Here is a 13,733-nt window from a genome sequence, read left to right on the forward strand (position 1 = left end):
AACTTATGATAATGGAACGTTTTTGTCTTTTTTATTGTCCGTTTTCTTTGATTGAGTCAATTCATTCGCTTTGCTTCGTGTTGTGAGAAGGATAAAGTAGCTTAACACCCCAAACAAGCAAGAAATAAAAAATGCATGGGCGAGCGCAATGTACAAGTTTAATTGGGTAATTACAACTAGTGCGCCAGCAATGACTTGTAAACTGACTAAAATAAACGAGATTATCCAGCCGATATAAATAACTGGCTGATGCTTATAATGTTTCAGTGCCAGTATCATGATATAGGTAATCCAAATAAATATGAAACCAGCTGCTGCACGATGTCCCATCTGAATCCATTCATACATATTTAGCGGAAGACCGATGGCGTCATTTCTACAGAATGGCCAATCGATACAAACGAGACTAGCATTTACATGTCTTACAAGCGCACCTGTATAAACAACGATATAACTGTAGAGTGTAACCCCGATAATGTGGCGCTTCATTCGTTGATCGAGAACAAGTTTTTCTGCTTGGAACTTCTTATCCACTTCGAAAATTAACAAAGTAAGTAATAGAACAGCGGCAAATGATATTAATGAAATACCGAAATGGAGTGCCATCACAAAATCAGATTGTCCCCACATGACTGCAGCTGCACCGATGAGTGCTTGCAATACTAGAAAGATGACAGATGAAATGGCTAGAAATTTAGTTTCTCTTACATGACCAATCTTTTTCCATGACCAAATGGCTAAAATTAGAACCATAAATCCGACAGAACCTGAAACAAGTCTATGCGCGAGCTCAATAATTAATTCGGGTGATATATTGCTTGGGATAAATTCACCGTGACATAATGGCCATGATGCCCCGCAGCCGTCTCCCGAATCTGTCTTTGTAACTAATGCCCCGCCTAATAGAATGAGTAGCATGCCTATTGTTGTTAGGACAGCAAACCATTTTAATGATCGTTGCAAATCTTTCACCTTCTTCTGAATGTATAGGTATGTATGAGCGCGATGGCTATAAGAATATAAGGTTTTACGCCACGCGTGATTATACTTATAGATACCATTTAAATGCTGATATTTGTCATAATGTATAACCAAATAATTGTGTTCATTTATGTTTATTTACTTCGTTTAAATCGGATAAGTTGTAATTGAACTAAATGTGAAAAAAATACGTCTATGTATACTCACTTTTTTGATACTACAGGATTCATCAAAATATTACAATACTTATAAAAATTCTTCCGTATTCATCCTTATTTCCCTTGAAAACATAAGTTTTGTCTGCTAGAAATATAGTTGTCATGTAAATATTTCTAAAAAGCTTAAGTTGTGTGATTACCTTAATTTATCATTTAATGAAAAAATTATTAACTTAATTATCTCAGAAAAGTGATGAATATATAATGAAAAACAAACTTCTGACACAAATTAGTCATAATTAATTCTAGAAAATTTCACAAAATAACTAAAAAATGTGATTTAATATACAGTGAATGCATCACACTTGTTTTGTGTGGAATTGTCAATGATTTGGAATTAATTTTAACTGCTTTAGTGAATTTAATGACAAATATGGTAATGTAAACTAATTTGCTTTATAGTGGAGATAGTGCTTAACTTTTAATCTGTCATTAAATGCTTTCCAGTATCACATACTAAAAGGAAATAGGATGAAAACGAAAAAATAGCTTGAAATCTGTCTAAGATTTTTTTAATAATCTGGATATTATGTTTACTCATAAATACATAACAAACACAAAGAGATTACTTACATATTTAAAAAGTGAACATAATAGTAAGGAAGACAAGCTTTTTAAGAAAGTTGTTTTCTAAGATAGGAATACCTTTTCCAAAGTTTGTAACAATATGATTAGAAGTATGTGTTGGGCTTTACTTAATTTTACTGGTGGAGTAGCTCATTTTTCATTTGTTGGGAGATTCTCTCTTGTTGAGAGATTTATCCATATTAAGTTTTAGCACTCAAAGAAATTTTCACGAAAGAGGGGTATGAATAAGCTATGAAAAGGCTTGCAAAAGGGCGTCTGCTATTTATGTTAGCTGTAACGACGTTATTTCTAGCCGGCTGTGGTGAGCCATTTATATCGGCACTACAACCAGCGGGTGAAGTTGCGCAAACACAATATGACCTTATGCTATTGAGTACATTCATTATGGTTGGTGTCATTATTGTCGTGACAGTCATTTTCCTTATCGTACTGTTTAAGTTTCGTCGTAAAGACGATAAGATCCCTAAACAAGTTGAAGGAAGTCACAAATTAGAGATTATCTGGACTGTTATACCAATTTTATTACTTCTAGTTTTAGCTGTACCGACTGTTGCAGCTACGTTTGACTTAGCTGATGTTTCTCCTATGGAAGATAAGAATGAAGAGGGGAAAACAGATGTAACGGTGGTAAATGTTAAAGCGAATCTTTATTGGTGGGAGTTCGAATATCCGAATCAAGGTATCGTAACTAGTCAGGAGCTAGTGGTTCCTACTGACGAAAAAGTATATTTCAATCTACTATCAACAGATGTGAAACACTCATTCTGGATTCCAGCTGCTGGTGGTAAGCTTGATACCAATACTGAAAATACGAATAAGTTTTGGTTAGAATTTGATAGTAAAAAAGCTGATGAAGTAGGTAATATTTTTTATGGGAAATGTGCTGAGCTTTGCGGACCATCACATGCATTAATGGACTTTAAAGTAAAAGCTATTTCAAAAGATGATTTTGATGCTTGGGCTGAAGACTTGGCTTCTATGGAAGAAGCAGCTCAACCTGAAACTGCGTCTGCAGAACAAGGGCAAGAAATCTTTAATCAAAGCTGTATTGGGTGTCATGCAGTTACGCCTACAGGAGCAAATGCTGTTGGTCCTAACTTGACAACTTTTGGTGACCGTACGCATATAGCTGGATACTTAGAGCATACAGAAGAGAATCTGAAAGCTTGGATAAAAGATCCAGAAGAATTTAAGCCTGGAAATAAAATGACAGGTCAGTATGGTGACCTTTCAGATGAAGAAATCGATGCATTAACAGATTACTTAATGGGCCTTAAAGTTGAGGATTGATAAGGCGATTTGCGTTTAAGAAGGAGGTAAAATTGTGAGTACCTATGCTCAGAAAAAAGGTGTTGGCGCCGTTTTATGGGATTACTTAACAACTGTTGACCATAAAAAAATTGCCATCCTTTATCTAATTGCTGGTGGATTTTTCTTCCTAGTCGGTGGACTAGAGGCAATGTTTATCCGTATCCAGCTAGCCGTACCAGGCAATGATTTTGTAAGTGCTGGAGTATACAATGAAATACTCACTATGCACGGTACAACAATGATTTTCTTGGCAGCGATGCCGTTGATATTCGCATTTATGAATGCGGTTATGCCACTACAAATTGGGGCACGCGATGTTGCATTCCCTTTCCTTAACTCTCTAGGGTTCTGGTTGTTTTTCTTTGGTGGTGTATTCCTAAACCTTTCGTGGTTTTTAGGAGGAGCTCCTGATGCTGGTTGGACTTCTTATGCGTCCCTTTCACTTGCGTCAGAAGGTCACGGGATAGATTTTTACGTATTAGGATTACAAATCTCAGGTGCGGGTACATTAATAGGGGGGATTAACTTCCTCGTAACGATTATTAATATGCGTGCACCAGGAATGACTTATATGCGTATGCCGTTATTTACATGGACAACGTTTGTAACGTCAGCATTAATACTATTTGCATTCCCTCCACTAACTGTGGCACTTTTCTTAATGCTTTTTGATCGTTTATTTGGAGGAAATTTCTTTAACCCAGATATGGGTGGTAACACAATTATTTGGGAGCATTTATTCTGGATCTTTGGACACCCAGAAGTTTATATCTTAGTATTACCAGCTTTTGGTATCTTTTCGGAAATCTTTGCGATTTTCTCAAGAAAAAGATTATTTGGTTATTCATCAATGGTTTTCGCTACCGTGTTAATCGGGTTTTTAGGTTTCATGGTATGGGCTCACCATATGTTTACAACAGGATTAGGTCCGATCGCTAATGCCATTTTCTCTGTGGCGACAATGGCAATCGCTGTTCCGACGGGGATTAAAATATTTAACTGGCTCTTTACAATGTGGGGCGGTAGTATTAAATTTACAACCCCAATGTTGTATGCGATTGCGTTTATACCAACCTTTACAATGGGTGGAGTAACAGGTGTTATGCTTGCGTCAGCTGCACAGGATTATCAGTACCATGATAGTTACTTTGTTGTTGCTCACTTCCATTATGTTATCGTTGGTGGAGTTGTCTTCGCATTACTTGGCGGTTTACATCTATATTGGCCGAAGATGTTTGGCACAATGTTGAATGAAGCCCTTGGAAAAGTAACATTCTGGTTATTTTTAATTGGGTTCCATTTAACCTTCTTTATTCAACATTTCTTAGGTTTAATGGGGATGCCGCGTCGTATCTTTACGTTTAACAAAGGTCAAGGGTTTGAAACTGCGAACTTGGTAAGTACTGTTGGTGCCTTCTTTATGGCGGTAGCAACAATCGTATTATTAATTAATGTGGTTATGACCATTGCGAAGAATAAAAAAGTTGGTGGCGATCCATGGGGTGACGGACGTACACTTGAATGGGCAATACCATCACCACCACCGTTTTATAACTTTAAACAGCTTCCACTTGTACGTGGTTTAGATCCTTACTGGATTGAGAAAATGGAAGGTAATAAAGAGATGACTCCGGCTGAGCCAATAGGAGACATCCATATGCCTAACAATTCATTCGTTCCATTTGTTATTTCCGTAGGATTGTTTATCGCTGCATTTGGTGCAATGTACCATAATGAACATTCATGGGGCATCCCAGTACTTATTATCGGCATGTTGGTTGTCTTTGGTTCTATGTTCTTTAGATCAGTGAAAGATGACCACGGATATCATATTCATAAAGAGGAATTAATGGATGATGATAAAGGGGGTAAGGCATAATGAAGGCAGATGAAAAATTCACATATGAAACATGGCCTGCAGCGCCTGAAAAGCAAACCCTCGACGGAAAGAATAAATTTTTAGGTTTCTGGCTATTCCTTGGTGGTGAAACTGTTTTATTTGCGACTTTATTTGCAACTTATTTAGCATTAAAGGATCGTGTACCAAACAGTGACCATTATTTAGCAAAAGACCTTTTTGAAATACCATTAGTGTTTGTTATGACAATGTTGTTATTAACAAGCTCACTAACTAGTGTTTATGCAATGTACCATATGAAGAATTTCAACTTCAAAAAAATGCAGTTATGGTTAGGCATTACCGTATTACTCGGTTTAGCTTTCCTTGGTTTAGAAGTTTACGAATTCAACCATTATGTACATGAATACCATCATACATTTACAAGTTCAGCATTTGGTACAGCTTTCTACACACTTGTTGGCTTCCATGGTGGTCACGTTGCATTTGGTCTTGCATGGATCATTACATTAATGGTACGTAATGCAAAACGTGGATTAGACCTTTATACAGCACCAAAGTTTTATGTTGCAAGTTTATACTGGCACTTTATTGATGTTGTATGGGTGTTTATCTTTACGGTTGTATATTTAATGGGAATGGTGGGATAACTGATGGCAAATGAAGAATTAAACTCAGGTAACCCAAAAGTTGACATTGAATATCGTCGCAGAAAAAGCGCAGAGGAAATGAGATATCAGGTTGTTTCATTTGCCATGATGATCTTTTTAACATTTGTGGCTTTCATTGCTGTTGGCTATGATATTTCCGGATGGTTTACCATTCCGTTTATCTTAGTTCTAGCAATCGTTCAAGTAGGCTTCCAACTATATTATTTCATGCATATGAGCCATAAAGGACATGAAGCTCCTGCATTGTTCCTGTATTCAGGTGTCTTTGTAGCTTTCATTACTCTGCTGGCATTCATGACAATTATTTGGTGGTAAAATGAAAAACGACTGATAAATTTCAGTCGTTTTTTTGTGTGTTAAAAATGGTCAAAATAAATTGCTGAGTAATTCATGTAATAGATAATAACCAAATTGAGCTACAATTCTTAAAAATTTATGACAGTTACAACAATCAAGGTAAGATGTTGACACCGATTCCATAAAGTGGGTTGCCACGGTCTTTAAGACAAGCGTATAATAGACATTGATATCAGAAACAATAATGATGGCCTGTAGTATTACATAAAATGAGGTGACGTAAGAATGCCACTTAGTATTTTTGGATTTAGAGCATTATGGAGTCCGTATTTTTTTCTAGCATTGGTCTTGTTGTTAATTTTGTATTTTTTAGTGACCGTTAAGTTTCGCCACCGTTTTGCAAATAGTGAACCATTACATAAGAAAGAAGCGCTATTCTTCTCAAGTGCAATCTTAGTCTTATATTTGATTAAGGGTTCTCCGCTTGATCTAATGGGACATTTGATGTTTTATGCACATATGATTCAAATGGGTGTACTCTATTTAGTTGTGCCAATCTTGTTTATTTACGGAATTCCTAAATGGATGTGGCGTTCTTTTATTGCCTTACCAATCGTAAAACCATTGTTTCGCTTTTTTACAAAACCATTAATTGCTTTAATCTTTTTTAATGGCTTATTTTCTTTTTACCATATCCCGTTAATTTTTGATGTAATTAAAGTAGATATGACTTTGCATACAGTTTATACAATTATCTTATTTCTCTTTGCTATATGTATGTGGTGGCCACTTATCACACCGTTACCTGAGCAGCAAAGAATAAGTGGGCTAAAAAAAGTCGGTTATATTTTTGCAGATGGTATTCTATTAACACCGGCTTGTGCACTGATCATATTTGCAGACGCACCGATGTATGCAACGTATTCTGATCCACATGCATGGGGACAAGCATTAGCTCTCTGTGTTCCCACAGGAACCCTCGCAGGATTAAATTTAAGTGGACCAGAAATGTTTAATAGTATGTCTCTACTGCATGATCAGCAGTTAGGCGGCGTTATTATGAAAATTATACAGGAAATTGTTTATGGCTATGTTTTGGCGCTTGTATTTTTTGAATGGTATCGCAAAGAACAGTCAGATGAGAAAGAAGCTGAAAATCAGCTCATGAACCCAAGAACAGTGGAATAAATCTCGAGCCTACCTAGCTACTAAGGTAGGCTCCATTTTTGAACAATTAAAGAACTTTTACGAAAACCATTCAATCATGATTGAAAAAGAAGGAATACTTTTATAAAATGAGCATAGCTTCTTCATGTAATTACATGAAGGATAAAGTACATATAGGAAGTTTGATAAGAGAAAGGAAGTTACCATGGAGCATTCATTGCCTGTCTTACCAACAATCAGTACAACCTTTATCGTGTTAAGTGCCATTATGGTGGCAATTGGTTGGGTTCAAATTAGTAAGAGAAAAATTGACGCACATAAAAAATCGATGACATTAGCTGGCATTTTTGCCATCATATTCTTTATTATTTATGCTAGTCGAACAATCTTTATCGGAAATACATCATTTGGTGGCCCTGATGATATAAAAATTTATTATACCCTTTTTCTTGTCTTTCATATTACATTGGCGACATCAGGAGCGGTACTTGGAATCATTAACTTGTATACGGGATATAAGAATAAGTTAAAGCTTCATAGAAAGATCGGTCCCTTTACAAGTATTATTTGGTTTGCTACTGCCATTACGGGGGTAGCCGTTTATTTACTACTATATGTTTTTTATCATGGCGGAGAAACAACTTCATTAATCAAAGCGATATTCGGATTCTAAAAAGTCCAAAATAATGCAAGTCCGAGTTTATTCGAGTGCTAGTATCATTCGAATATGTTCGGACTTTTTTTACTTGTATTTCCATGTCAATACATAGTAATACATAAAACTTTAGATGGAGAAAGAATAAATGAGAATAAAGGAAGTGACCCCATCAAATAGTAAGAAAAAAGTAGATTTTGGGCACCTGTTTAAAGAGTACTTTTTGTAGACATAGCAGAACAAAATGAGATCGAACTGCATTAACTATACTATCCTTTACTTAAGAAGGTTGAATTCAGAAATGAATGGATGATGCAATTGGAAAAGCGAGATGTGGAAAAACAAAAAGTACGCAAATTTATCATTTCATCCATTGTAGAATCCAATATACGCTATCTTCAAATGGATGGTGCGGAGGAAAAGGTAAGGTTAATTAGAAGAAGTAGTGAAGATATTATTACGCGATTAGATGATCAGGTGATAATTGAAGTAAGATTAAGTATTATACCGTATAAAGAAGTATTAACAGATTTGATGATTTTACAAAAACAAATAATTGAAGATATTCGATTATTGACTGGACTTCGCGTTGGTAAGGTAGTTTTGAAAATAGAGCATTGCTCTATCGATTCGATAGAAAAAACGTGAAGATTTGTTCTTCACGTTTTTTTTTGCTTACTTAAGTATTTGTTCTAAATCATTATTAATGTCTGTTAAGATCTTTTCAGATTGCTTAACAAGTGATTGTGGAAAGTGTTCGCCATCCCCATATTCTACTCCATGAGGATAATAATGTTTGCCTAATAAAGGAGTAAGTAATTGAATCGTAGCCTTTCTAGCGCCAACGTCACCTTCTACTGCATGTCCAAATATACGAAGATAGTAGATTCCTTCTTTTAATTCAAATTTTCGATCGTATGTAACTCTTTCATAATCCCACTGTCCTGCACGTACTAACTGATAAGAATCCATTAGGTCATCTAGTCGCTTTAGTTCAACTTGCTTGTTTTCTAAACCAGTATTTTCAAGCTTCATAATAATCAATCCCTCCTGAAAAAAACAATTGGTAAACAGAACCAATATTGAATCATCTCAAATTTAATAATAGTTGAAAAATGGACAAGTTGCAATCTTTTTCAAATGTATCATTATATTCACCTAACACTAGTATTCCCAACATCCTTTATATATGTATAATGAAAAATTAGCGAAAAGAATGATAAATATAGAGGCTAATGATATAAAGTTCATTTCCATGTATAATAAGATGTATAAACCTTTAAATCGAGATTTTTATACAATTTAAATCTGCTTCTTTACTGAAGTGTACCCTATAGTTGTTGTAAAGGTTTTCTTAATTCATAAACAACTTGCTATTATCCATTTCTATGTGATGATATACTATATTTAAACATATGTTATAAAAAATGCTTTTTCGTGTATTGAAAAGATTGGAAGTTATGTGATTCTTAACGATACTCATGTATATGACATGGATATAATAGAAGTGTCCGGGTTTTAAAAGAAGTCATGGGAGGTGCAAGTTCTCTGAAGAGTGTATTACGCGTATTTGTACTGATATTGGCTCTTACCGTTATATGGTTATACTTAGATTTTAGTAGTGAAGATCAACTGCTGTTGAGTGATGAGGGTACAGAAGTTGCTCAAGATGAGACGATAGGTAATCAACATGATGAAGAGTCAATGGTTGCTGAGATGCCTGAAGAAGGATTGCTTACTTTAATGGGGTCAAAAGCTTCGGATATTAAGAAACAGTTTGGTGAACCGGAACGGATTGATCCTACACTTCAAGGCTATGAATGGTGGATTTATCCGAATGGCAATCATGAATATATACAAGTCGGTATATGGGAAGGGAAAGTAATTTCCATATTTGCCACAGGTGAAGAAGTGGATGTTACCCCTTTTAAAATAGGACAACCATCTGGAGAAATTTATTCTTCTTTATATGCAGAAACAAATATAGAAATTGAATTCGAAGGTAGTGTTTATCGCTTTGAGTTATCAGAAGCGGACATGAATATGAGACCAATTATTAGAATCGGTGATTATTATGCATTACTTTATTTAGATAAATTTACAGGTACGCTTTCTAGTGTTCGTTTTCTAAATGATGAGTCTTTCGTGATGTTAAGGCCTTATGAATTAGTTTATAGGGGCGAGTTATTTGTTGTAAATGATATAGAAGAAGAGGAAGAAGCGGCTATCAATCGAGGGATGGAGCAGCAGATTATTGATATTACAAACGTAATGAGAGAAAGATATAATGTAAATGAACTTAGCTTAGATGAGAAGACCCAAGAAGTAGCCTATAACCACAGTGTGGATATGTACGAAAGTGAAGCCTTTTCGCATACGTCGGATGAATATGGTGAACTGTCAGACCGCCTAAAGGCTGGCGAGGTTGCTTATCTATCTGCTGGTGAAAATATCGCTGCTAATTATGTAGATGCACCTTCAGTAATGGAGGGATGGTTAAATAGTAGTGCGCATCGTGAAACTTTATTGAATGAACAATTCACTCACATTGGTGTAGGTGTTCATAAGAAGCACTTTACACAAAACTTTATTGAAAAATGGGAACAAGAATAAAGACGTGGCCTACTCATTTGTATGATGAGTGCACGTCTTTTTTTTGTTCACTTTCCGACAACAAAAAAGGTAGAGGAAGCAGTTGCAACCTTCTTACCGTCGTCTCTTTCAACGACAGCAGAGAGGACCATCATGCGACTTCCTTTATGAGTGATTGTTGCATGACAAGTAAGGTTGTTGCCTTTAATTGCGGCTAAATAATGAAGGTTTAATTGTGTAGTCACTGCCACCTTATCTAACGGAGTTGCTTCATTGCTTAAAGTACCCATTGCGGTATCAATGAGTGTAGCAATCATACCTCCGTGAACAATACCAAGCGGATTATAAAGTAGAGGTGTAATAGGGATGGAAATTGTAACAGCATCATCTTCTAACTGTTCTTCTACATTCATAAATGCTTCAATATATGAACGATTAGCCCCATTTTGCTGTCTTTCTAAACTATCCACAATCCTATTAATTAACGCTAAATCTTTGTCATTGGTCTCAGCAACAATTTGTGAAAACTTCTGAAGTAAGAGATCTTTCTTTGTCATAATTTGTGAAACTCCTTGTTATATCATTAACTTTAAGCATTATCATTTTCATTTCCTCATTCCAATAAAATGAAGTTTTGTATATATGCTTATCTTTATCGTAACAGAAACCTAAGCAATAGAAATATAGAAATTTATCACTTTTATGGTGATGCACTCATACAATAAAGTAGGCATTTGTAACGAAAACGAGGTGAATAATAGTGGCACAGAAACAATTGCACCCAACTGTGGAACGGTTTAAGTCTTATGTGAAAAAGAATCCATCAGTACTAAAAGAGGTGAGGTCCGGTAAAAAGTCGATGCAGCAATTGTATGAAGAATGGTACCTATTGGAAGATGATGAGCAAGATGAGCGTGATCAGAAGACTGATTCTTCCGAACCCACTACTGAAAACAAACAAGATTGGATCAATCAAGTGATGGGAACTGTAAAAAACATGGACGTTAATCAAGTACAAGGTTATATTACAAATATGAGCCAAGCTCTCGGAGCGATCCAAGGGGTGTTATCACAATTTCAAGGAGGAGCTACATCCTCTAAAAGCTCTACTAAATCAAATTCAATTGCTCAAAAGCCAAATCCATTTGCATTTAAAAAAGATTAAAGAAGGTGAAAATCTTTGCGTAAAGATATAAGAGAGTATATTCAACAAAATGAAGAATTAAAAAAGTTCGTTAGAGAACAGCCACAGTGGTATCGAACGTTATCGCGAAACCCAACAGAAATACAGAAATTAGAGGTAGCGTCTTTACATTATCATAAAAAAACAATTCCTCATCATGTAGAAAAGTTTTCTAATGGGGTTCAGATGGCATCTATGATGATGAGTATGTTTCAAGCAATGAACAGTCAATCATAAATGGTCTTCTTCGCTTAGGAAGAAGGCTATTTTTTATGAGTAATTATTTTTGTAAAAGCAAATAATACATAATAAAAAGGGTTGATGAGCTTGCAAAAAATATATCAATACTTCTCGCTTTGTATTTTATTCATCTTATTAGTAGCTTGCACCAAAGATATTCCAGAGCCAGAAACAAATAGCATACTAGCTCCTGTTAAGGGGCTTGAAATTAGAGAATCTATTCCGGTAACAACTGCCATGGCAAAAGGGCCACAAGATTTTTTCGTCAAGCATGTAGTGGAAGGTAACGATGTATTTATTGAATGTATTGTTGATGGGATAACATTTAGAGAAGATCGACAAGGGGTGAAGGGAAAGTTTATTGTTTATGTTGATGGGGAGAAAACAGAAGAAATCAACCGCGCAGCTTTCAAAATAAAAGGGTTGTCACAAGGGAAGCATCATATCAAACTAGAAGTAGTGAGTAGTGATCCCGCGCTTTACTTTTTGACAAAGGAATTTATCATACAAGTGGAATAATTGTTCTCAGTACTTTAGATTTTAGGTATTCCATGATATGATGAAAAGTGGAGGTGAGCTTCCAGATGCTTGCTACTTTAGAAAGATTAGAGATATTGGACGTAGCCGATGAGATTGTCACGATGATTGTCAAGTCTGAGGAAGCTACTCAATACAAGCAATGCCTCAAGGAGATGCAATCAAATCCTGAAACTCAGGAAAAGATTCGTCAATTTGTTGAAATGAAAGATCTTTATGAGGATGTACAACGATTTGGTAAGTATCATCCTGATTATAAAAGAGTTACGATGTCTATACGTCAGTTAAAGAGAGAAATGGATATGGATCCGTATGTTGCAGCGTATAGACAATCGGAAACAGAGTTACAGAGTTTGCTTGACGAAATTAGCGTCATTATAAGTCACTCTGTGTCTCAACATATTAAAGTCCCAACAGGTAACCCATTTTTTGATAATGCTTGTTCGGGTGGTTGTGGATCAGGCGGAGCATGTAGCTGTTCTGCTTAACAGTGCGGTCATGACCGCACTGTTTTTTTAAAAGATAGAGAATGAAAAAATCAATCACATTGTAAAAATAATGAAATATATGCTAGACTAATAACAATCATTTGAACAAAAGGGGAAGTATTATGCTTGGAGAGAGGCAAGGTTTAATTGTTTGGCTTTATTCATTAAAGCAAGCGAAAATGTTACGTCGCTTTGGGAACGTTCATTTTGTATCGAAACGGTTAAAGTACGTAGTTGTTTATTGTAACTTGGAGGATATCGACGCCTTAACTGAAAAGATTAGTTCATATTCGTTTGTTAAAAAAGTTGAACCTTCATACAAACCTTTTTTAAAAACTGAATTTGAAAACGCAAAACCAGATAAAGCAAAAGAGTATGATTATAAGATGGGCATTTAACAACTTAAACAAACCTAGGCACATATAGTAAATATAGTGCCTAGGTTTGTTTAAGTTAGTGCAGGTAAATAGTGATTTAACCTGAAAATAGCGATTAAATGTTGAAAATATAAGTCTTTCTCAGAGAAAAGTGTCGAAGGTTTCACATTGAATTGGATGAGTTCTTTATTTAACTCTTTCGCTGTATCCGCAAATAATTGAAAGCGTTTATTAGGTCTGATTGTATGATTTGGCACGCCTTCTCTGCATATATATATAGGTTGGAATTTACCTTCAGCAGGTGGGTTTAATATCACGATCAGTGAACTCATGGCCTTGTCATTTATGGTTGTATGTAAAACCATCATATGTTTAAGGCGGTCATCATTCCTTTTCGCTATCTCAATCAATTCATAAATGTCAGAAAACCCTTCTCCGAGTTCAATAAATCTTTGAATCATATTTGTTCTCCTTTTATGTTTAATCAACACTTTCCTACTTTATCATTTTTTTTTATTGATTAGAAGGATATTCGGTGTTTATATATAATTAGGTACAATTATTTCTTGA

The 13,733-nt window shown here is 35.4% G+C and carries 17 protein-coding genes; 13 read left to right on the forward strand and 4 right to left on the reverse strand.

Going from position 1 to position 13,733, the window contains the following annotated elements; all coding sequences use genetic code 11:
- Positions 1 to 3: 3 nt before the first annotated feature.
- Positions 4 to 963, reverse strand: coding sequence for a heme A synthase (locus tag LG276_RS09525; protein ID WP_095369655.1), 960 nt, complete (start codon positions 961 to 963; stop codon positions 4 to 6).
- A gap of 1,055 nt (positions 964 to 2,018) precedes the next feature.
- On the opposite strand from LG276_RS09525, the gene coxB reads away from it, so the two are divergent.
- The 7 genes from coxB to LG276_RS09560 all read left to right on the forward strand — a co-directional run bounded on the left by coxB (position 2,019) and on the right by LG276_RS09560 (position 8,394).
- The gene (coxB, locus tag LG276_RS09530; RefSeq protein WP_095369654.1) at positions 2,019 to 3,077 is read left to right on the forward strand and encodes a cytochrome c oxidase subunit II; all 1,059 of its coding nucleotides are present in this window, start codon (positions 2,019 to 2,021) and stop codon (positions 3,075 to 3,077) included.
- A 34-nt stretch (positions 3,078 to 3,111) separates the two neighbouring features.
- Entirely contained in the window at positions 3,112 to 4,977 is a 1,866-nt protein-coding gene (gene ctaD, locus LG276_RS09535; RefSeq protein WP_251161430.1) for a cytochrome c oxidase subunit I, read from the forward strand.
- On the forward strand, positions 4,977 to 5,606 hold the full coding sequence (locus LG276_RS09540) for a cytochrome (ubi)quinol oxidase subunit III (protein ID WP_095369652.1): 630 nt from the start codon (positions 4,977 to 4,979) through the stop codon (positions 5,604 to 5,606). The genes ctaD and LG276_RS09540 overlap by 1 nt, the downstream gene beginning before the upstream one ends.
- Before the next feature lie 3 nt (positions 5,607 to 5,609).
- Entirely contained in the window at positions 5,610 to 5,942 is a 333-nt protein-coding gene (gene ctaF / locus LG276_RS09545; protein WP_095369651.1) for a cytochrome c oxidase subunit IVB, read from the forward strand.
- Between the two features lie 267 nt (positions 5,943 to 6,209).
- A complete protein-coding gene (gene ctaG, locus LG276_RS09550) occupies positions 6,210 to 7,112 on the forward strand; it encodes a cytochrome c oxidase assembly factor CtaG (RefSeq protein WP_224937878.1) in 903 nt (300 codons plus the stop codon).
- Positions 7,113 to 7,296: 184 nt separating this feature from the next.
- Positions 7,297 to 7,764, forward strand: coding sequence for a DUF420 domain-containing protein (locus LG276_RS09555; protein WP_095369649.1), 468 nt, complete (start codon positions 7,297 to 7,299; stop codon positions 7,762 to 7,764).
- Positions 7,765 to 8,064: 300 nt separating this feature from the next.
- The gene (locus LG276_RS09560) at positions 8,065 to 8,394 is read left to right on the forward strand and encodes a hypothetical protein (RefSeq protein WP_224937879.1); all 330 of its coding nucleotides are present in this window, start codon (positions 8,065 to 8,067) and stop codon (positions 8,392 to 8,394) included.
- Between the two features lie 27 nt (positions 8,395 to 8,421).
- Here the strand turns inward: LG276_RS09560 and LG276_RS09565 are convergent, their stop codons facing one another.
- Entirely contained in the window at positions 8,422 to 8,781 is a 360-nt protein-coding gene (locus LG276_RS09565; protein WP_224937880.1) for a YugN family protein, read from the reverse strand.
- Between the two features lie 495 nt (positions 8,782 to 9,276).
- Here LG276_RS09565 and LG276_RS09570 point away from each other — a divergent pair, with 495 nt between their 5' ends.
- Entirely contained in the window at positions 9,277 to 10,359 is a 1,083-nt protein-coding gene (locus LG276_RS09570) for a CAP domain-containing protein (RefSeq protein WP_224937881.1), read from the forward strand.
- A gap of 47 nt (positions 10,360 to 10,406) precedes the next feature.
- Here LG276_RS09570 and LG276_RS09575 read toward each other — a convergent pair whose 3' ends face one another.
- Positions 10,407 to 10,895, reverse strand: coding sequence for a PaaI family thioesterase (locus LG276_RS09575; RefSeq protein ID WP_224937882.1), 489 nt, complete (start codon positions 10,893 to 10,895; stop codon positions 10,407 to 10,409).
- Positions 10,896 to 11,098: 203 nt separating this feature from the next.
- Here LG276_RS09575 and LG276_RS09580 point away from each other — a divergent pair, with 203 nt between their 5' ends.
- The 5 genes from LG276_RS09580 (at position 11,099) to LG276_RS09600 (ending at position 13,184) form a co-directional block, all read left to right on the forward strand.
- Positions 11,099 to 11,503: a YlbD family protein gene (locus tag LG276_RS09580; RefSeq protein WP_224937883.1), complete on the forward strand. Its 405-nt coding sequence runs from the start codon at positions 11,099 to 11,101 to the stop codon at positions 11,501 to 11,503.
- 15 nt (positions 11,504 to 11,518) lie between these two features.
- Complete coding sequence (locus LG276_RS09585; RefSeq protein ID WP_191812444.1) at positions 11,519 to 11,758, forward strand: YlbE-like family protein; 240 nt, start codon at positions 11,519 to 11,521, stop codon at positions 11,756 to 11,758.
- 90 nt (positions 11,759 to 11,848) lie between these two features.
- Positions 11,849 to 12,280, forward strand: coding sequence for a hypothetical protein (locus LG276_RS09590; RefSeq protein ID WP_224937884.1), 432 nt, complete (start codon positions 11,849 to 11,851; stop codon positions 12,278 to 12,280).
- 65 nt (positions 12,281 to 12,345) lie between these two features.
- Positions 12,346 to 12,786, forward strand: a complete 441-nt coding sequence (locus LG276_RS09595) for a YlbF family regulator (RefSeq protein WP_095369642.1) — start codon at positions 12,346 to 12,348, stop codon at positions 12,784 to 12,786.
- Between the two features lie 122 nt (positions 12,787 to 12,908).
- The gene (locus LG276_RS09600; RefSeq protein WP_224937885.1) at positions 12,909 to 13,184 is read left to right on the forward strand and encodes a YlbG family protein; all 276 of its coding nucleotides are present in this window, start codon (positions 12,909 to 12,911) and stop codon (positions 13,182 to 13,184) included.
- A gap of 50 nt (positions 13,185 to 13,234) precedes the next feature.
- Here the strand turns inward: LG276_RS09600 and LG276_RS09605 are convergent, their stop codons facing one another.
- A complete protein-coding gene (locus LG276_RS09605) occupies positions 13,235 to 13,624 on the reverse strand; it encodes a methylthioribose kinase (protein ID WP_224937886.1) in 390 nt (129 codons plus the stop codon).
- Positions 13,625 to 13,733: the final 109 nt, after the last annotated feature.

The sequence above is a fragment of the Cytobacillus kochii genome (assembly GCF_044790165.1).
Lineage (GTDB): Bacteria > Bacillota > Bacilli > Bacillales > Cytobacillaceae > Cytobacillus > Cytobacillus kochii.